This is a genomic window from Arthrobacter sp. UC242_113 (assembly GCF_044054585.1).
Taxonomy (GTDB): domain Bacteria; phylum Actinomycetota; class Actinomycetes; order Actinomycetales; family Micrococcaceae; genus Arthrobacter.
This window is the reverse complement of sequence record NZ_CP171968.1, coordinates 3,274,791-3,293,241: the sequence shown is the minus strand read 5'-3', so window position 1 is coordinate 3,293,241 and position 18,451 is coordinate 3,274,791. Positions and strand designations below refer to the sequence as shown.

General features: G+C 66.9%; 16 protein-coding genes. 10 read left to right on the top strand and 6 right to left on the bottom strand.

All coding sequences use genetic code 11. The features are described from left to right. Positions 1-172: 172 nt before the first annotated feature. Complete coding sequence (locus tag ACHMXB_RS15075) at positions 173-2,071, bottom strand: BCCT family transporter (protein WP_395399571.1); 1,899 nt, start codon at positions 2,069-2,071, stop codon at positions 173-175. A gap of 424 nt (positions 2,072-2,495) precedes the next feature. On the opposite strand from ACHMXB_RS15075, the gene ACHMXB_RS15070 reads away from it, so the two are divergent. Then, on the top strand, positions 2,496-3,473 hold the full coding sequence (locus ACHMXB_RS15070) for a threonine/serine dehydratase (RefSeq protein WP_395399569.1): 978 nt from the start codon (positions 2,496-2,498) through the stop codon (positions 3,471-3,473). Here ACHMXB_RS15070 and ACHMXB_RS15065 read toward each other — a convergent pair. The 3 genes from ACHMXB_RS15065 to ACHMXB_RS15055 all read right to left on the bottom strand — a co-directional run bounded on the left by ACHMXB_RS15065 (position 3,470) and on the right by ACHMXB_RS15055 (position 6,307). Continuing rightward, positions 3,470-4,285 (bottom strand): IclR family transcriptional regulator, encoded by an 816-nt coding sequence (locus ACHMXB_RS15065; RefSeq protein WP_395399567.1) that lies wholly within the window; start codon positions 4,283-4,285, stop codon positions 3,470-3,472. The genes ACHMXB_RS15070 and ACHMXB_RS15065 overlap by 4 nt on opposite strands. 78 nt (positions 4,286-4,363) lie before the next feature. After that, entirely contained in the window at positions 4,364-4,936 is a 573-nt protein-coding gene (locus ACHMXB_RS15060) for a GNAT family N-acetyltransferase (protein ID WP_395399565.1), read from the bottom strand. Positions 4,937-4,987: 51 nt separating this feature from the next. Beyond that, positions 4,988-6,307, bottom strand: a complete 1,320-nt coding sequence (locus ACHMXB_RS15055) for a LuxR C-terminal-related transcriptional regulator (protein ID WP_395405298.1) — start codon at positions 6,305-6,307, stop codon at positions 4,988-4,990. Between the two features lie 140 nt (positions 6,308-6,447). Here ACHMXB_RS15055 and hxlB point away from each other — a divergent pair, with 140 nt between their 5' ends. Then, positions 6,448-7,065 (top strand): 6-phospho-3-hexuloisomerase, encoded by a 618-nt coding sequence (gene hxlB / locus ACHMXB_RS15050; RefSeq protein ID WP_395399563.1) that lies wholly within the window; start codon positions 6,448-6,450, stop codon positions 7,063-7,065. A 75-nt stretch (positions 7,066-7,140) separates the two neighbouring features. Further along, a complete protein-coding gene (gene hxlA, locus ACHMXB_RS15045) occupies positions 7,141-7,764 on the top strand; it encodes a 3-hexulose-6-phosphate synthase (RefSeq protein WP_395399561.1) in 624 nt (207 codons plus the stop codon). 135 nt (positions 7,765-7,899) lie between these two features. On the opposite strand, the gene ACHMXB_RS15040 is transcribed toward hxlA, so the two are convergent. Next, positions 7,900-8,904 carry an EAL domain-containing protein gene (locus ACHMXB_RS15040; protein WP_395399559.1) on the bottom strand — a complete coding sequence of 335 codons (1,005 nt, stop codon included), beginning with the start codon at positions 8,902-8,904 and terminating at the stop codon, positions 7,900-7,902. Positions 8,905-9,096: 192 nt separating this feature from the next. On the opposite strand from ACHMXB_RS15040, the gene ACHMXB_RS15035 reads away from it, so the two are divergent. Beyond that, positions 9,097-9,639: a hypothetical protein gene (locus tag ACHMXB_RS15035; protein WP_395399557.1), complete on the top strand. Its 543-nt coding sequence runs from the start codon at positions 9,097-9,099 to the stop codon at positions 9,637-9,639. A gap of 87 nt (positions 9,640-9,726) precedes the next feature. Here the strand turns inward: ACHMXB_RS15035 and ACHMXB_RS15030 are convergent, their stop codons facing one another. After that, positions 9,727-10,398 (bottom strand): GntR family transcriptional regulator, encoded by a 672-nt coding sequence (locus tag ACHMXB_RS15030; RefSeq protein WP_111904400.1) that lies wholly within the window; start codon positions 10,396-10,398, stop codon positions 9,727-9,729. Between the two features lie 144 nt (positions 10,399-10,542). Here ACHMXB_RS15030 and glyA point away from each other — a divergent pair, with 144 nt between their 5' ends. Genes glyA through ACHMXB_RS15000 form a run of 6 tightly spaced genes read left to right on the top strand, consistent with a single transcriptional unit; the run spans position 10,543 to position 18,448 of the window. Then, positions 10,543-11,883, top strand: coding sequence for a serine hydroxymethyltransferase (glyA, locus tag ACHMXB_RS15025; protein ID WP_395399554.1), 1,341 nt, complete (start codon positions 10,543-10,545; stop codon positions 11,881-11,883). Further along, entirely contained in the window at positions 11,880-13,100 is a 1,221-nt protein-coding gene (locus ACHMXB_RS15020) for a sarcosine oxidase subunit beta family protein (RefSeq protein ID WP_102971527.1), read from the top strand. The genes glyA and ACHMXB_RS15020 overlap by 4 nt, the downstream gene beginning before the upstream one ends. Positions 13,101-13,127: 27 nt before the next feature. Further along, positions 13,128-13,499 (top strand): sarcosine oxidase subunit delta, encoded by a 372-nt coding sequence (locus ACHMXB_RS15015; RefSeq protein ID WP_102971526.1) that lies wholly within the window; start codon positions 13,128-13,130, stop codon positions 13,497-13,499. Continuing rightward, positions 13,496-16,447, top strand: a complete 2,952-nt coding sequence (locus ACHMXB_RS15010) for a sarcosine oxidase subunit alpha family protein (RefSeq protein WP_395399552.1) — start codon at positions 13,496-13,498, stop codon at positions 16,445-16,447. Before ACHMXB_RS15015 ends, ACHMXB_RS15010 begins: the two co-directional genes overlap by 4 nt. Continuing rightward, positions 16,440-17,075 carry a sarcosine oxidase subunit gamma gene (locus ACHMXB_RS15005; RefSeq protein ID WP_395399550.1) on the top strand — a complete coding sequence of 212 codons (636 nt, stop codon included), beginning with the start codon at positions 16,440-16,442 and terminating at the stop codon, positions 17,073-17,075. Before ACHMXB_RS15010 ends, ACHMXB_RS15005 begins: the two co-directional genes overlap by 8 nt. Beyond that, positions 17,075-18,448, top strand: coding sequence for an L-serine ammonia-lyase (locus ACHMXB_RS15000; RefSeq protein ID WP_395399548.1), 1,374 nt, complete (start codon positions 17,075-17,077; stop codon positions 18,446-18,448). The genes ACHMXB_RS15005 and ACHMXB_RS15000 overlap by 1 nt, the downstream gene beginning before the upstream one ends. Positions 18,449-18,451 lie beyond the last annotated feature (3 nt).

Here is an 18,451-nt window from a genome sequence, read left to right as displayed (position 1 = left end):
TAGTCGCAGTCATCAACGGGGCGTCCTTCGTCTGCTTCCGCTTCAGCCTGTGTGATTGTGGGCGTCGATGCCATACGGGATGCCTTTCCTAGGGCAGCGAGTGCGTTTCTGTTAAAGGACGAGCGTTAGGGCGGCCGGCTCCCGGTGGTTTCGGGAGCCGGCCGCCCTGTACTCAGTGTTGCTTGTCCACTCCCGGCTCAAGCTCAGTCTTGGCGCACCGTTCATCGCATTCGTGCTTGGTCACCAGATCGAACTGGACGCCGCCGTGCTGTTCCACGCCACTGCGAATGGATCGCTCGACGACGGAGGTCACCAGCCGCGCGCGCAGCGACAGCGGGTCCCGGCGCAGGTCCCTCGTGAGGGCGAAGCACATCAGGAACATCACCACCACGAAGGGCAGGGCTGACACGATGGTGATCCGCTGCAGTCCGGCGAGAGCCTCGGCAGGCTTGTCACCGCCGGCGAGGAGCATCACTGCGGCAACGGCTCCCGTGAGGGCACCCCAGAAGATGACGACTCCCCGGCGTGGTTCTTCTGCGCCATCGGAGCTGAGCGATCCCATCACGATGGAGGCCGCATCGGCGCCGGTGACGAAGAAGATGGCCACCAGGACCATCGCCAGTACGGCGACCGCGCCGGCAATGGCGTTGGGCAGGGGGAGGTGGTGAAGCAGGTCGAACAGAGCGCCGTCGAAGGAGATCGAGGGGGTTCCGTCGACGATCTTGGCCAGGCCGTCGCCGGTGTCCGGGGTGGCGTCTGCGGTGGCCTGGATGTTGATCGCGGCCCCGCCGAAGATGCCGAACCAGATCACGCTGACGATGCTGGGGACCAGCAGAACGCCGGTGACGAACTGGCGGATGGTGCGGCCGCGGCTGATGCGGGCGATGAACAGGCCGACGAAGGGCGTCCAGGAGACCCACCAAGCCCAGTAGAAAATAGTCCAGCCGGACATCCACGTGCGCAGTGCGTCATCGCCGACGGCCTCAGTCCGGGAGGCCATCTCGGCCAGGTCCCGTGCGTAGTCACCGACTGCCGCCGGGATCAGGTTCAGGATGAAGAGCGTCGGCCCGGCCACGAACACAATCACGGCAAGGACTGCAGCCAGGACCATGTTGATGTTGGACAGCCACTGGATGCCGCGGCTGATGCCGGAAACCGCCGAAGCCACGAAGCAGGCCGTGAGCACGGCAACGATGACCACGAGCACGGGAGTGGCAAGCTGGCCGCTGATCCAGCCGTTGGACGCCATGCCGCTGCCGATCTGCAGAGCACCCAGACCCAGCGACGCAGCGGTTCCGAAAAGTGTGGCGAAGATGGCCAGCATGTTGATGACCTTGCCGATGGGACCTTCCACCCTGCGGATCCCGAACAGCGACGTGAAGACGCTGGAGATGAGCTGTTTGCGGCCGAGGCGGTAGGTTCCGTAGGCCATGGCAACGCCCACCACCGCGTACATGGCCCACGGGTGCAGGGTCCAGTGGAAGATCGAGGTTGCCATCGCCGTCTGGACCGCCGCGGGAGTCTGGCCGTCAACCGTGCCTGGCGGCGGGGAGATGTAGTGATAGAGCGGCTCGGCCACGCCATAGAACATCAGGCCGATTCCCATGCCGGCCGCGAACATCATCGAGACCCACGAAACCATGGAGTACTCGGGCTTCTCCGCGTCTTTCCCCAGTGGGATGTTCCCGAAGCGGCTGACCGCCAGCCAGAGCACGTAGACCACGAACAGGGACGAGAGGGCAACGAACAGCCAGCCGGTGTTCTTCATGACCCAGTCAAGGACCACCTGGGAGGTGGTGGCCAGGTTCTCCCTGCCAGCAAATCCCCAGATAACGAAGGCCAGGGTGAGCAGTCCGGCGACGCCGAAGACTACCTTGTCGATGCCTCCCTTCCGGAACAGTTGGCTGCTGCGCCGCGCTTCTTCATGTTCTGATTCGGTTTCCCGCAGGGCCTGCAGAATCTGCAGGTCTTCCTGGGGAGGAGCGGGATCTCGTTCCAACGCCGGCTCCACCCCCGAGGCCCGGTCGTCTTCACTGCTTTCATCGATAGTGACATCACTATTGATTGTCATGAGGGGTTTTCCTTCACTGAATATGTGGGACGGCTCAGCCATGGCCGTAGGCGGTTACGCCCGGCGTTCGGTTCGGCTCGTCCTCGGAGTCGATGGTCATGACGGTCGCCGTCGACGATCCTGACCTCGTGAATGCGGATGGACAGCTCGCACGGGCAGCTGCCCAGCTAGTTCCGCAGTAATCAACACACTTCGCCTTCAGCAACAGAGTGCGACAGCTCACACGCAATGTCAAGAACATTTCTCCTGCCCCGCCATCTCTTGACAGTGGTCCTATGATGCTTACGCCGTTGCTCTTTGTGAGACGTGTTGCGTACCGAGCGCCTCAAAGTGTGTGGGTCCTGCTGATTTCGACAAGCCCGGCAAGGGGTGCCGTGGGAAGATGGGCCACGACCCTTGGCCGGCCTGAGCAGGAGATCCAAGCATGAACGCCCTTACCTATGCGGACGTCAAGGCAGCGTCGGAGCGGATCGCCGGGCTGGTCCGGCACGTCATCGTGGCCCCCGCCGATCTCAACGACGTCGAGGCCATAGGCGCCGAGGGGCAATGCGAGGTCTACTTTGCGCTCGAATTTATGCAGCACACCGGCACATTCAAAGCACGCGGCGCCCAAAACTTCATTGAGGCACACCGCGCCGCCGGTACTCTGCCGGAGGCGGGAGTCACCATCGCTTCGGGCGGGAATGCGGGACTTGCCTGTGCCTGGGCTGCCAGGGACCAGGGGATCCCTGCCACCGTCTTCCTTCCAGCCAACGCCCCGCGGGTGAAGATTGAACGGCTCAGGGGCTTTGGCGCAGACGTCAGGCTTATCGGCGCAGAGTACGCCGAGGCGCTGGCCGCCTGCCAGGACTTCGCCGCCACAGCTGGGGCACTGCCGTCCCACGCCTATGACCATCCGCTGATCGCTGCTGGTGCGGGAACGCTCATGGAGGAAATCCACCGCCAGATCCCAGACGTGAACACGGTCGTAGTCGCGGTCGGCGGCGGAGGACTGTTCGCGGGCGTCGCCACGGCCGCGCATCACCGTGGCATCCGGACCATCGCCGTGGAACCCGAGAACTGCCGGGCCCTTAACGCAGCCCTGGAAGCCGGCCGCCCCGTGGACGTCGCCGTGGACTCCGTAGCCGCAGACTCTTTGGGCGCCCGGCGGGTGTCTCAGATGGCCTTGCGTGCTGCCCAGCACGAACTGTCCCGTTCAGTCCTCGTGCCGGATTCCGACATTGTCCGCGCCCGGCAGTCGCTGTGGGACAACCACCGTCTCGCCGTGGAGCACGGGGCGGGAACCGCGCTGGCCGGGCTCCTCGGCCCCGGGGGCTACCGTCCGGCGGACGGAGAGAAGGTCTGCGTGGTCCTCTGCGGCGCGAATACCGACCCAAGTGACCTGGTGCAGGGGCTGGCTTAGCGCCGCGTGTAACCCATGTTGGCGCTGATCCGCAGGCCGGCCTGGCCCAGGCCCTCTATGAGGCCGGGGGTCTTTTCCGGGTCGAAGCGGAACGCCGGGCCGGAGATGCTGACCGCCCCGATCGCCGTTCCCAAGTGGTTGTAGACCGGCACCGCCATGGAATTGAGCCCTATTTCGAACTCTTCGAGGGTCACCGCGTAGCCGTTGTGGACGACGTCGATCAGCTGCTTTTCGAGTTTGTCGCGCCGGGTGATGGTCCGCGGTGTCCGGGCCGGCAGTCCTGTCTCTTTCAGGATGCGCTCACGTTCGTCTGCAGTTAGCGCTGCCAGCAGGACTTTCCCGCTCGATGTCGCGTGCAAGGGGGTCAGGCTTCCCACCCAGTCGAAGGTGGCCAGGGTTGAGGGCCCCATGGCCTGGTCCACGTTGACGGCGTAATTGGAGCGGAGAACGGCGAGGTTGACGGTTTCCTTGAATTCCTCGGCCAGGTTTTCGAGTACCGGGCGCGCCTCGCGGACCAGGCTAAGTCGGCCGGGAATGGAACTGGCCAGGCGAAGGATGCCAAAGCCCAGCTGGTACTTGCCCCGTTCGCTGTTCTGGTGGACCATCTCCCTGACCACGAGCGAACCGAGCAGCCTGGAAACTGTGGACTTGTGGATGCCCATTTCCCCGGCAATTTCGCTCACGCCGGCATGGCCGTCGCGGGCCAGTATCTCCAGCACGGCGAGCGCCCTGTCGACGGACTGGACGCCGCCTTGCTGACCGCCCTCGCCCTCGCCCTCGGCATCGGGGTCAAGGTCATTGTTCGAAGCCATGTCCCGATCCTATGCCGGGAAGTGTGACGGAGCCGACATCGCGTCAAGCCGGGTAACGCGGTCGGGCGTCATGCCCAATCAGTCCAGCTCAAGGCGCATGAGCACCCGCGGGAATCCGTTGAGGACGGAGTCCGTATCCGCGGCCTTGGTGAAACCGGCCTCCTCGAAGAGTTTGCGGGTGCCCACGTAGGCCATGGTGAGGTCCACCTTCTTGCCCTCGTTCTCGACCGGATACCCCTCAATGGCGGGCGCACCGTAGGAGCGCGCAAAGTCGACGGCGCCCTGCAGCAGCCGATGGGAGACTCCCCTTCCCCGGTACCCCGGCCGGACCCGGATGCACCACACCGACCACACGTCCAGATCGTCCACGTGGGGGATCCGGCGGTTGCGGGCGAAGCTGGTATCGGCGCGCGGATGGACGCCTGCCCACCCAACTGCCTCGCCGTCGTCGTACGCCAGCACCCCAGGGGGCGGATCCTGCGTCAGCAGTTCCTGGACCAGCTCCCCGCGGGCAGTGCCCTTTAGCTCCACGTTCTGCTTTGACGGGATGCGGTAGCTCAGGCACCAGCACACCGTTGCGTCCGGCCGCTTGGGCCCGACCACCGCTTTCACGTCCTCAAACTGCGTAGCCGGACGAACTTCGATCGCCATGCCGCCACCCTGCCACCGGCCGCGCGTACGGGCAAGCCGCAGAGTGGTTCCCTACCGCAGGCCGTTGCTGTGCGCCAGGGCGATCGCCTCGGTGCGCGATGTGGCGCCGAGCTTGCGGTAAATGTTGCGGAGGTGGAACTTCACGGTGTTCTCGCTGACGTGCAGCTTGGCCGCGATCGCCCGGTTGCGCTGCCCGGCGGCGAGCAGCTGCAGGACCTCGAGTTCGCGCTCGCCCAGGTTCCAGGCGGCGACGTCGGGCAGCGTGCGCCCGGGCGGGTCCAGCGGAAGGGTGACGGCGACGTCGGCGCCCCAGCCCTGCATCAGGTCGATTGTCATCCGGCCGTCCAGGACCTCAACCCGCTGCGCCAGGCGCGCGATGCTGGGGGCCTCCGCGGACAGACTGCCCAGGCCGTCATCGCGGACGTTGATGAGGAGGTTCTCGCCGTCGCAGTCCCACTGGGTGCGGATGCGCCGCACGTCCGGCTGTTCAACCATGGCCAGCACGAGGCCCCGGACGATGGCCCGGGCAGCATGCGCAACTTCCCCGGGAAGCGCCCGGCCGTTGACCGGCGGCTCGATGAACTGGACGTCGATGCCGCTGAAGTGCATGAGCGGGCGAAGATCCTCACGGAGGCGCTGGAACGCCGTGGCAACAGGCTCCTCGACGAGTTCGGTGGTGCGGTCGTTCAGCGTCCGCAGTTCCACCAGGGCCTTGGCGGCGACGTCCGTGGCGGACTTCCGTGCCACGTCGTCGGCCAGGGAGGGGGAGCGCAGTGCGGCGAGCAGGGTCTCCAGCGTCGTCGAATGCCGGTCCATCAGCTCCGCCGTCACCCTGACCCGTTCGGCGGACGCCGCCCGGGACTCGATGAGGTACGACGGCGGTGCATCCGCCACCTTTTCGCGGATACGCTCGGCCGCGAGGGTCCAGAGGTAGCGGACCAGCCATGGCACCGGAACGTCACGTTCGGAAATGTCCACAGCGGCTCCGCCCTGCAGCGGCTGGGGATCGACCAGAACCAGAAGCGCATTTGTGGGCGAGGGGAGTGCCAGGACAGGGCGCTCCCGTCCGCCGATCGGTGTCCGGCCACGCCACGTTTCACTTCCTGAAAGCGCCGCCCGGATGGCGTCCAGTTCGGCGATGGACACCTGGCTGATGACGGCCTCATCGCCGGACTTCTTCTGCGGCCGGCCCGTGCAGTCTTCGGTAAAGATCACCAGGGCGCTGCTCCGCAGGTAGGGGAGCGTGGCCTGGTGCAGGCGCTGGGCAATCTGGGACAGCGGAGCTGCGGACAGCCGCGTGATCGCCTCCAGCAGGGGCTTCAGGCCCTCGGCAGTCTCGGGCGTGGCGGGAAGGATGGGGGCTTCGGTGATGGCGGACACCCGTCCATTGTAGGGGAATCTGGGCGGATGCCTATCCCTTTGGGTGGGTCAAACCGTCCGATCATGCCGTGGCGCCCACCCGTTTAGCGTTCGAAGATGGAAGGGCAACATCGTCCCGAAGGAGGTAACCCTTGAGTGTCATCACGGACACCGTTCCCGCCGGCCCGGCAGGAACGTCCACCGCAGTCCTGGCAGCATCGGTCACCAGGAACCAGCTCCTGGTCCTGGATGAGATCCAGCGGACCGCCGCCCGGGTGGACCCGGAGCAGGTTGCCGCCCTGGCCTCGGAAATCAAGGACGCGGAACGGATCTTCGTCACCGGCGCGGGCCGCAGCGGCCTCGTTTTGAAGATGGCCGCCATGAGGCTCATGCACCTGGGGCTGACGGTGCACGTGGTGGGCGAAACCACCGCGCCCGCCATCCGCACCGGGGATGTGCTGCTCGCCGCCTCCGGTTCCGGCACGACGTCAAGCGTCGTGAAGGCAGCACAGACCGCCGCCGCGCAAGGCGCGCGGGTGGCTGTCTACACCACCAACCCCGGTTCCCCGCTCGCAGAGGCGGCGTCCGCCGTCGTCGTAATCCCGGGCGTGCAGAAGACGGACCACGGGTCGGCGGCCTCGCGCCAGTACTCAGGAAGCCTGTTCGAACAGGTGCTGTTCACCACCACCGAGGCAGTGTTCCAAAGCCTCTGGGAAGAGGATGCAGCTGCTGCGGAAGACCTCTGGCTGCGCCACGCAAACCTCGAGTAACCCTGCGGCCCCGAACACCGTCAGCCCCTCACGCACCAATCCACCAAAAAACCCCGCAAAGCAAGGAAGAAACACATGAAACTGCAAGTCGCAATCGACCTCCTCACCACCGAAGCCGCCCTCGAACTTGCCGGCAAGGTCGCCGAGCACGTGGACATCATCGAGCTCGGCACGCCGCTGGTGAAGAGCGAAGGGCTTTCCGCCATTACCGCCATCAAGAACGCCCACCCGGACAAGATCGTTTTCGCGGACCTCAAGACGATGGACGCCGGCGAACTCGAAGCCGACATCGCCTTCAAGGCCGGTGCCGACCTCATCACCGTGCTGGGTGCCGCCGACGACTCCACCATCGCCGGTGCCGTCAAGGCAGCCAAGGCCCACAGCAAGGGCGTCGTGGTGGACCTGATCGGCATCAAGGACAAGGTGACCCGCGCCAAGGAAGTCCGCGCCCTGGGCGCGAAGTTCGTCGAGATGCACGCTGGCCTGGACGAGCAGGCCCAGCCCGGCTACAACCTGAACGTGCTGCTCAGCGCCGGCGAGGAAGCCCGCGTCCCGTTCTCCATCGCCGGCGGCGTGAACCTCTCCACCATTGAAGCCGTCCAGCGGGCGGGCGCCGATGTGGCCGTCGCCGGCGGTGCCATCTACAGCGCCGCTGACCCCGAGCTGGCCGCCAAGGAACTGCGCGCGGCGATCGTCTAAGTCCGGTCCAGCTGCAGGGCGGGCGCGCCGGAACGAGCCGTGTTTAGGTGAGTCCCGGTGCGCCCGAAGTCCCAGGGCACAAATAGTGCCCTGGGGCTTCTCGTTTAGGCCGAGAAAACCGAGTACGCACTGTTTTTATCCGCGGTCCTCCGCCGGATCAGCTTCGCCCGTCCACGCCGCCCAGTCCCGGGGATCCACTGAAGGCCTGCCGAGCAGATAGCCCTGCCCCCTCAAGATTCCCAATTCCACAACAGCGGCGAGTTCCTCTGGGCTTTCGATTCCTTCCGCGGACAGCGTCGCACCCGTCTGCTCGGCCAGTGCGAAAACGAAGGGCGGTGCAGCAGGCCGCTGTTCTGAAGCGGCGGCACCGGCGAGGAAGTCGCAGTCGACTTTGATGATGTCGGGTAGCAGATGGAGGATTTGCTTCGCCGAGGTGGCCGCCGGTCCGGAGCCGTCCACGGCAAGACGCACACCGTGTTGGCGCAGCGGGCTCAGGACCGTGGTGAGGGCCGTCAGGTCCCGGTCTGTTATGTCGCCCATGATTTCGATAACCATCCGCTCCGGGTCGACGGTCCCTCCCAGCATTAGTGCCTGAACGCGGGGATCGGCGCAGGCAGCGGGGCTGAGGTTGACTGAGGCAAAAAGGTGGGGCGGAATTTCTCCTGCCGCGGAGAGGGCGAGGTGCAGGGCTGCGATTTCCAGGTCCGGCCCCAGTCCCATGGCCGCGGCTCCCCGGAACCAGACGTCTGCGCTGGTCCCTTCGTGGCTGACAAACCGTGCCAGCGCCTCAACCCCGATCACTTCTCCGCCCGGCAGTTGCCTGATGGGTTGGAAGGCCGTCAGCAGCATCCTCTTTCCCGTTGCGGCCGCGGTGTTCCCGGAAGAATCCTCGGACGGATCCTCATGTGAGGAATCGGGGACGTTCCTGGTGCTGATCAGATGGTGCAGCAGCGCCTGCTCGGGGTCGTCCATGTGGGCTGCCAGCAGATGGAGGAGTTGGTCCCTGGCCCAGGCCTTCTGCGGATCGGAGTCCGCAAGGACATCGCTGATGATCTCCAGCACCTGGCGCCGGAGTGTTTCTCCGTCCACGTTGCGGAACAGTTCCGGTGTATGTTCACCGTCCGGAGGTGACTCGTCCATGGCCTTCACATTACTCCTCGGTAGTTGATGCCGCGATCGAGGGGGCGCCGGAGCCGTGGCCTTAAGGGTTCACAGCCTCCTGACAGTTTCCGAACAGCGGCGGCCTAAGCTGCTGCCGGATCTTTGATGAAGGGGCTAGGACAGATGCCCTTGCGTTCAAAGCCGTACCGCACGGCCGATCAAGGAGACACCATGTCACGAACCAAGAGAATCACCCTCGGCATCACCGCTGGCGCCTTGGCGCTGGGCGCCGGCCTGGGGGTTACGGGAATGGCCTCGGCCGCCACCACGCCGAGCCCCAGCGCAACGGCGAGCACGTCGACGGACAGCAGCGCATCGACCGACGGCTTCCGGGGCCACAAGGGCGGTGACCGTGGCCAGATCGCGGCGGACCTCGCCACCAAGCTGGGTGTTGACGAAGCGAAGGTAACCGAGGCGATCCAGGCGTTCCGCGAGGCCAACAAGCCGACGACAGCGCCCACCGAGGGCACCAAGCCTGACCGCACCGCCCAGGACGCGGCAATGGCCAAGTCCCTGGCGACGGCCCTCGGCGTCGACGAATCCAAGGTCACCGCGGCGCTGACGGAAATCCGCGCGGCCGGCCAGGCGGAGCGCGCGGCGGCGTTGAAGACCAAGCTGGACACTGCCGTCAAGGACGGCACCCTGACCCAGGCCGAAGCCGACGCGGTCACGAAGGCCGTCGAGAAGGGCGTGATCGGAGGCGGCGGCCACTAACTACTTTTGAACATCCGATAGGCGGGAATCCCCCGGTAACACCCCGGGGGATTCCTCGTTCCTAAAGGTTCCCGCATTTCCTGCCGCCTACAGCACCTTGCGGATGGTCTCCTCGAAGCTCGTCACGTGGTGCAGCGCGAGCTCGCCCGCCTTGTCCGCGTCCCCCTCCGCCACGGCCTTGAGCAGGTCCACGTGCTCGCTGATGTGGCCGCTCACCGAGGGGACCTTGTCCAGGACCAGGCACCAGATGCGCGTGGCCAGGTTGTCATAACGGATCAGGGTGTCCTCGAGGTGCGGGTTGGCCGCGGCACGGTAGATCAGGCGGTGCACTGTCAGGTCGTAGCGCATGAGCTCCCGCGACTGGGCGGGGGTGGGCGCCAGCTCCGAGATGGCCTTCGCAACGTCCAGGAGCTCCTCGCGCATGGCGGTGTTCGCCCGCTTGGCCGCCCGGCGCGCAGCGAGCGGTTCCAGCAGTTCCCGGATTTCGGAGACGTCGGCGAGTTCGGTGAAGTCCACCGTGGTGGCGAATGTTCCCCGGCGCGGGTAGGACACCACGAGGTGGTCCACCTCCAGTCGCTTGATGGCCTCGCGCACGGGCGTGCGCCCGAACCCCAGTTCAGCCGCCAGCTGGCCGTCATTGATGGGCTCACCCGGCCGGATGTCCAGCATGATCAGCTTGTCGCGCAGCTGCCGGTAGGCAGCCTCGGCCTGGGACAGCGTTTCGTCCTCGGCGGGCGGCATGGCGGGAAGAGCATTCACAGCGGGACTCCGTTCATGGGCTCCAAGCGGAAGCGAACTGCCATTTTGCCTCCTGCTATTGACTCTGTTGTGAGCTCAATCATACCATTGACCTCACACTGATATATCAGTCATAAGCAAAGTGGTATTTCATAAGGAGTATTCGTGGTTGAGCAGTTGAACGACCGACTTTCCGCAGTCGATCCCGAGGTCCAGCAAGCCATTGCCCGCGAGCTGGACCGCCAGCAGTCCACGCTGGAAATGATCGCCTCGGAGAACTTCGCTCCTGCGGCCGTCATGGAGGCGCAGGGTTCGGTCCTCACGAACAAGTACGCCGAGGGCTACCCGGGCAAGCGCTACTACGGCGGCTGCGAGCACGTCGACGTCGTCGAGCAGCTGGCCATCGACCGCGTGAAGGCACTGTTCGGCGCCGAGTTCGCCAACGTGCAGCCGCACTCCGGCGCGCAGGCCAACGCCGCCGCCATGTTCGCGCTGCTGAACCCGGGCGACACCATCCTCGGCCTTTCCCTGGCCCACGGCGGCCACCTCACCCACGGCATGAAGATCAACTTCTCCGGCAAGCTCTACAACGTGGTCCCGTACCACGTCCGCGAATCCGACCTCCGGGTGGACATGGCCGAGGTCGAGGCCCTCGCTTTGGAGCACAAGCCCAAGCTCATCGTGGCCGGCTGGTCCGCCTACTCCCGCCAGCTCGACTTCGCCGAGTTCCGCCGGATCGCCGACCTCGTCGGTGCCTACCTGATGGTGGACATGGCCCACTTCGCCGGCCTCGTCGCCGCCGGCCTCCACCCCAACCCGGTGCCGTACGCCGACGTCGTCACCACCACCACGCACAAGACCCTGGGCGGCCCCCGCGGCGGCGTCATCCTCGCCAAGGAGCAGTACGCCAAGAAGATCAACAGCGCCGTCTTCCCCGGCCAGCAGGGCGGCCCGCTGGAGCACGTCATCGCCGCCAAGGCCGTGGCCTTCAAGCTCGCCGCAACCGAGGGCTTCAAGGAACGCCAGGAGCGAGTCCTGGAGGGCGCGAAGCTGCTGGCCGAGCGCTTCCTGCAGCCCGACGTCGAAGCCGCCGGCATCACGGTGGTCAACGGCGGCACGGACGTCCACCTGGTCCTCGTTGACCTGCGGAACTCCGAACTGGACGGCCAGCAGGCCGAAGATGTGCTGCACCGGATCGGCATCACCGTCAACCGCAACGCCGTCCCGTTCGACCCCCGCCCGCCGATGGTCTCCTCCGGCCTGCGGATCGGTACCCCCGCGCTCGCCACCCGCGGCTTCGGCGCCGCCGCATTCACCGAGGTCGCGGACATCATCGCCACGGCCCTCAGCAGCGCGGCCGGGACCGGAACGCTCGACGACGGCACCGCCGTCGAACTCCGCGCCCGCGTCACTGCGCTTGCCGGGCAGTTCCCCCTGTACCCCCAGCTCAGCGGCGCAACCGAGATTGCCGCGTTTGAAGATGACATGATTGGAGCAGCCCAGTGAGCACCCACCAGCTCCCGGAGCACCCGGATTTCCTGTGGCACAACCCGGAGCCCAAGTCCTCCTATGACGCCGTGATCGTCGGCGGCGGCGGGCACGGCCTGGCCACCGCGTACTTCCTGGCCAAGAACCACGGCATGACCAACATCGCCGTCCTGGAAAAGGGCTGGCTGGCCGGCGGCAACATGGCCCGCAACACCACCATCATCCGTTCCAACTACCTCTGGGACGAGAGCGCGGCCATCTACGAGCACGCCCTGAAGCTGTGGGAGATCCTGCCCGAGGAGCTGGAGTACGACTTCCTCTTCAGCCAGCGCGGCGTGATGAACCTGGCCCACACCCTGGGCGACGTGCGCGAGAGCATCCGCCGCGTGGGCGCCAACAAGCTCAACGGCGTGGACGCCGAATGGCTGGACCCGCAGCAGGTCAAGGAACTCTGCCCCATCCTGAACATCCGGGACGACATCCGCTACCCGGTCATGGGCGCCACCTACCAGCCGCGCGCCGGCATCGCCAAGCACGACCACGTGGCCTGGGCCTTCGCCCGCAAGTGCGACGAACTCGGTGTGGACATCATCCAGAACTGCGAAGTCACCGGCTTCGTCAAGGACGGCAACCGCGTGGTGGGCGTCAAGACCAACCGCGGCACCATCAACACCGAAAAGGTGGGCCTGTGCGCCGCCGGGCACAGCTCGGTCCTGGCCGAGATGGCCGGCTTCCGGCTCCCCATCCAGTCCCACCCCCTGCAGGCACTGGTCTCCGAGCTGCACGAGCCCGTCCACCCCACCGTCGTCATGTCCAACCACGTCCACGTGTACGTCTCCCAGGCACACAAGGGCGAACTGGTCATGGGCGCCGGCGTCGACTCCTACAACGGCTACGGCCAGCGCGGCTCCTTCCACGTGATCGAGCACCAGATGGCGGCCGCCGTCGAGCTGTTCCCGATCTTCGCCCGGGCACACGTGCTCCGGACCTGGGGCGGCATCGTGGACACCACGCTGGATGCCTCACCGATCGTGGGCACCACCCCGGTGGACAACATGTTCGTCAACTGCGGCTGGGGAACCGGCGGCTTCAAGGGCACCCCGGCTGCCGGCCTGACCTTCGCGCACACCATCGCCACCGGAGCACCGCACAAGCTGAACAAGCCTTTCGCCCTGGAACGCTTCGAAACCGGTGCCCTGATCGACGAACACGGCGCTGCCGCGGTCGCCCACTAGCCACGGTCCACAAGAAAGAAGACGCACATGCTGCTTATCTCCTGCCCCAACTGCGGCTCGCGGGACGAAACCGAGTTCCACTACGGCGGCCAGGCCCACGTGCCGTACCCCGAGAACCCCAACGACCTCACCGACCGGGAATGGGCCGAGTACCTGTTCTACCGCGAGAACACCAAGGGCACCTTCGCCGAACGGTGGGTGCACAGCACCGGCTGCAGGCAGTGGTTCAACATGCTCCGCGACACGGTCACGTACGACATCCAGGCCGTCTACCCGATGGGGGTGCCGCGGCCCGCCGCTCCGTTCCCCCCGGCAGCTGACACCGGCACCGCAAGCACCGGTGCCGCCAGCACTACACCCCTCAGCCCCAGCACCGCCCCGGAAGGAGCGACCAAGTGACATCCCCGAACGCGCGCCTCAGCACCGGCGGCCGCATCGACCGCAGCATCTCCTGGCGCTTCACCGTGGACGGCGAGGAATTCACCGGGCACCCGGGCGACACCCTGGCTTCCGCGCTCCTGGCCAACGGCCGCGTCGCCGCCGGCAACTCGCTGTACGAGGACCGCGCCCGCGGCATCCTGGCCGCCGGCGTGGAAGAGCCCAACGCCCTGGTCCGGATCGAGGCCCGGTTCCCCGGCGACGTTGCCGAGTCCATGCTCCCCGCCACCACCGTTTCCCTGGTGGACGGCCTGAAAGCCGGCTTCCTGAACGGCCTCGGCAAGCTGGACCCGGCCGATGACCGCGCCGAGTACGACAAGAAATACGTCCACGCCGACGTCCTGGTGATCGGCGGCGGCCCCGCCGGCCTGGCCGCTGCCCGCGAAGCCGTCCGCAGCGGCGCCCGTGTCATCCTCATGGATGACCAGCCCGAACTCGGCGGGTCGCTGCTGTCCGGATCCACCGCCCCCGGCCTGGCGGAAACCATCGAGGGCAAGCCTGCGCTCGAATGGGTTGCCGACGTCGAGGCCGAGCTGGTCTCTGGCGCCGAAAGCACCGTGCTGAACCGCACCACCGCGTTCGGCGCCTACGACGCCAACTACGTCATCGCGGTCCAGAACCGCACCGACCACCTCTCGAGCCCGGCCGCCGCCGGCGTCTCCCGCCAGCGTATTTGGCACATCCGTGCCAGCCAGGTTGTCCTGGCCCCCGGCGCCCACGAGCGTCCGCTGGTGTTCGAGAACAACGACCGTCCGGGCATCATGCTCGCCTCGGCCGTCCGCAGCTACCTGAACCGCTACGCCGTGGCCGCGGGGCAGCGCGTGGTCATCAGCACCACCAACGACAGCGCCTACGCGCTGGCTTCGGACCTGAACGCCGCCGGTGTCAAGGTCGCCGCCGTTGTCGACGCCCGTTCCAGCCTCACACCGGTGGCTGCCGCCGCCGTCGAAGCCGGCACCCGGGTGCTGATCGGCAGCGCGGTTGCCAACACCTCCTCCTCGGAGGACGCAGCAGACGGCCGGCTGAACAGCGTCACCGTCCGCAGCATTAACGACGACGGCGAACTCACCTCGGGCATCGAAGAGATCGCCGCCGACCTGCTGGCCGTCTCCGGCGGCTGGAGCCCGCTGGTGCACCTGCACTCGCAGCGCCAGGGCAAGCTGCGCTGGGACGAGGACCTCGCGGCCTTCGTGCCGGCCACCGTGGTTCCGAACCAGCAGACCATCGGCTCCGGCCGCGGCAGCTTCGAACTCGCTGACTGCCTGGCCGAGGGCATCTCCGCCGGCGCGGCGGCAGCGATCGCCGCAGGCTTCGAGTCCGCCGTTGAGCCCTCGCCACTGGCGGAGCCGAAGGCGTCCGCCCCGACCCGCCAGCTGTGGCTGGTCCCCGGCCAGACCGGAACCCCCGACGACTGGCACCACCACTTCGTCGACTTCCAGCGTGACCAGTCCGTGGCCGACGTCCTGCGCTCCACCGGCGCCGGCATGCGGTCCGTGGAGCACGTCAAGCGCTACACCTCCATCAGCACCGCCAACGACCAGGGCAAGACGTCCGGCGTGAACGCCATCGGCGTCATCGCCGCGGCACTCCGCCAGGCCGGCGAGGCCTCCCGCGGCATCGGCGACATCGGCACCACCACCTACCGTGCACCGTTCACGCCGGTGGCCTTCGCGGCACTGGCTGGACGCCAGCGCGGCGAGCTGTTCGACCCCGCCCGCGTCACCTCGGTCCACCCGTGGCACGTTGCCCAGGGCGCCCTGTTCGAGGACGTCGGGCAGTGGAAGCGGCCCTGGTACTACCCGCAGAACGGCGAGGACATGGATGAGGCAGTGCTTCGCGAGTGCGCCGCCGTCCGCGATTCCGTGGGCTTCATGGATGCCACCACGCTCGGCAAGATCGAAATCCGCGGCAAGGACGCCGGTGAGTTCCTGAACCGGATCTACACCAACGCGTTCAAGAAGCTGGCCCCGGGTTCCGCCCGCTACGGCGTCATGTGCCTCTCGGACGGCATGATCTTCGACGACGGCGTGACCCTGCGCCTGGACGAGGAAACCTACTTCATGACCACCACCACCGGCGGCGCCGCCAAGGTGCTGGACTGGCTGGAGGAATGGCTGCAGACCGAATGGCCGGAACTCGACGTGCACTGCACCTCGGTGACCGAACAGTGGAGCACGATCGCCGTCGTCGGACCCAAGTCCCGCGACGTCATCGCAAAGGTTGCCCCGGAACTGGCCGCCAACGGCGGCCTGGACGCCGAGGCGTTCCCGTTCATGACCTTCCGCGAAACCACCCTCGCGTCCGGCGTGCAGGCCCGCATTTGCCGGATCTCGTTCTCCGGTGAGCTGGCCTACGAAATCAACGTGCCGTCCTGGTACGGGCTGAACACCTGGGAATCCGTGGCCGCGGCCGGTGCCGAATTCAACATCACCCCCTACGGCACCGAAACCATGCACGTGCTGCGCGCCGAGAAGGGCTACCCGATCGTCGGGCAGGACACCGACGGCACCGTCACCCCGCAGGACGCCGGCATGGAATGGATCGTCTCCAAAGCCAAGGACTTCATCGGCAAGCGCTCCTACTCCCGCATCGACCAGCACCGCGATGACCGCAAGCACCTGGTCAGCGTCCTGCCGGTGGACGGCTCGCTGCGGCTGCCGGAAGGAACCCAGCTGATCGAGAAGGGCATCTCGGCGAACCCCGCCTACGGCCCGGTCCCGATGCAGGGCTTCGTGACCTCCAGCTACCACAGCGCCGCCCTGGGCCGCTCGTTCGGCCTGGCCCTGATCAAGAACGGCCGCAACCGGATCGGCGAGACCTTGGTGGCCGCCGCCGGCAACCAGCTCGTCGACGTAGTCGTGGCAGAAACCGTACTGTTTGACCCCGAAGGGACCCGCAAAGATGGCTAACACCGCAGCCTTCACAGGCATCAATGGACTCCGGGAAATCCGCCGCAGCCCAGCCTCACACCTGGCCGAAGCATTCGCGACCGGGTCCGTGCAGGGAACAGTCACCCTCAACGAGGGCCCGTTCCAGACCATGGCCGGTGTCCGCGTGGACCCCAGCTCCGAGGCCGGCAGCCGGATCGGCTCCGTCACCGGCGGCCTGCCGGTGCGCTGCGGCGAAGTCCGCGGCACGGACCGGGTCAGCGTCCTGTGGCTCGGCCCGCAGGAGTTCCTGGTCGTGGCCCCGGAAGACGCCCACGATTCCCTGGGCGGGGACCTGATCGGTTCCCTCAAGTCCGCCCTGGGCGACGGCGCTGGGCAGGTGGTGGACCTGTCCGCCAACCGCACCACGTTTGAGCTGTCCGGCCCGCAGGCCCGGGCAGTGCTGGAAAAGGGCTGCGCCCTGGACCTGCACCCGCGCGTCCTCAAGCCGGGCACTGCCCTGAACACCGAGGTGGGCAACATCCCGGTGGTCCTGTTCAAGACCGGGGAGGAAAGCTTCCGGCTGTTCCCCCGCGCCTCGTTCGCGGACTACCTGGGCCGCTGGCTGCTGGACGCCATGAGGGAGTTCGCTTCCCCCGAGGTTCCCTGATGGCGCTCAGCGCCCTCGACCTGTTTTCCGTTGGCATCGGGCCGTCGTCGTCACACACGGTCGGCCCGATGCGGGCGGCGAAGCAGTTCGCTGACGGACTCAAGGGCGGCGGGCTGCTGAGCTCCACCACCCGGGTCCAGGCTGAGCTGTTCGGGTCACTCGGTGCCACCGGCCGCGGCCACGGCTCCGACAAGGCCGTGGTGCTGGGCCTGCAGGGCCTGGACCCGGAAACCGTGGACACCTCCACCGCCGATGACCAGGTGGCAGCCGCCGCCCTGGACGCCGAACTGCGGATCGGCGGGGACCACCGGGTGGACTTCAACTGGGACGAGGATGTGGTGCTGCACCGGCGCAAGTCGCTGCCGGCCCACCCCAACGGCATGACCTTCCGCGCCCTGGACCATGCCGGCACGGTGCTCAGTGAACGGAGTTTCTACTCCATCGGCGGCGGCTTCGTCGTTGACGGTGATGCCGACGCCGGCGCGAAGGTGGTGGCGGACGAAACCCCGCTGCCGTACCCCTTCACCACGGCGAACGAGCTCCTGGCGATCTGTAAACGCGAAAACATGTCGATCTCGGACGTCATGCTCGCCAACGAGCTGGTGTGGCGCAGCGAGGCGGAGCTCCGCGAGGAACTGCTGAAACTGTGGGCAGTCATGCGCGAATGCGTGGACAACGGCTGCGCCGCGGAAGGCATCCTGCCCGGCGGGCTGAACGTGAGGCGGCGGGCGCCGTCGCTCTTCCAGACCCTGACCAAGGATTCCGGCAGCACCGACCCGCTCCGCGCCATGGAGTGGGTGAACCTCTTCGCGCTGGCGGTCAACGAGGAGAACGCGGCCGGCGGCCGCATCGTCACCGCCCCCACCAACGGGGCGGCGGGAATCGTGCCGGCGGTCCTGCACTACTACGTGAAGTTTGTTCCGGGGGCCGACGACGACGGTGTGGTCCGCTTCCTGCTGGCGGCAGCCGCCGTCGGGATTCTTTTCAAGATCAACGCCTCCATCTCCGGTGCCGAGGTTGGCTGCCAGGGCGAGGTGGGCTCGGCCTGCTCCATGGCGGCCGCCGGGCTCTGCGAGGTGCTGGGCGGCACGCCCGAACAGGTGGAGAACGCCGCCGAGGTGGGGATCGAACACAACCTCGGGCTGACCTGCGACCCGGTGGGCGGCCTGGTGCAGATCCCGTGCATCGAGCGGAACGCTATCGCCAGCGTCAAGGCGATCAATGCCGCGCGCCTGTCCCTGCACGGGGACGGCAGCCACAAGGTGTCGCTGGACAAGGCCATCAAGACCATGCGCGAAACCGGCGCTGACATGAAAACCAAGTACAAGGAAACCTCTCGAGGAGGCCTCGCCGTGAATGTAATTGAGTGCTGAAAC

Coding starts and splice junctions, on each gene's coding strand:
- ACHMXB_RS15075 (WP_395399571.1), bottom strand. CDS start 2,071: ATGACAATCAATAGTGATGTCACTATCGATGAAAGCAGTGAAGACGAC.
- ACHMXB_RS15070 (WP_395399569.1), top strand. CDS start 2,496: ATGAACGCCCTTACCTATGCGGACGTCAAGGCAGCGTCGGAGCGGATC.
- ACHMXB_RS15065 (WP_395399567.1), bottom strand. CDS start 4,285: ATGGCTTCGAACAATGACCTTGACCCCGATGCCGAGGGCGAGGGCGAG.
- ACHMXB_RS15060 (WP_395399565.1), bottom strand. CDS start 4,936: ATGGCGATCGAAGTTCGTCCGGCTACGCAGTTTGAGGACGTGAAAGCG.
- hxlA (WP_395399561.1), top strand. CDS start 7,141: ATGAAACTGCAAGTCGCAATCGACCTCCTCACCACCGAAGCCGCCCTC.
- ACHMXB_RS15040 (WP_395399559.1), bottom strand. CDS start 8,904: ATGGACGAGTCACCTCCGGACGGTGAACATACACCGGAACTGTTCCGC.
- ACHMXB_RS15035 (WP_395399557.1), top strand. CDS start 9,097: ATGTCACGAACCAAGAGAATCACCCTCGGCATCACCGCTGGCGCCTTG.
- ACHMXB_RS15015 (WP_102971526.1), top strand. CDS start 13,128: ATGCTGCTTATCTCCTGCCCCAACTGCGGCTCGCGGGACGAAACCGAG.
- ACHMXB_RS15005 (WP_395399550.1), top strand. CDS start 16,440: ATGGCTAACACCGCAGCCTTCACAGGCATCAATGGACTCCGGGAAATC.
- ACHMXB_RS15000 (WP_395399548.1), top strand. CDS start 17,075: ATGGCGCTCAGCGCCCTCGACCTGTTTTCCGTTGGCATCGGGCCGTCG.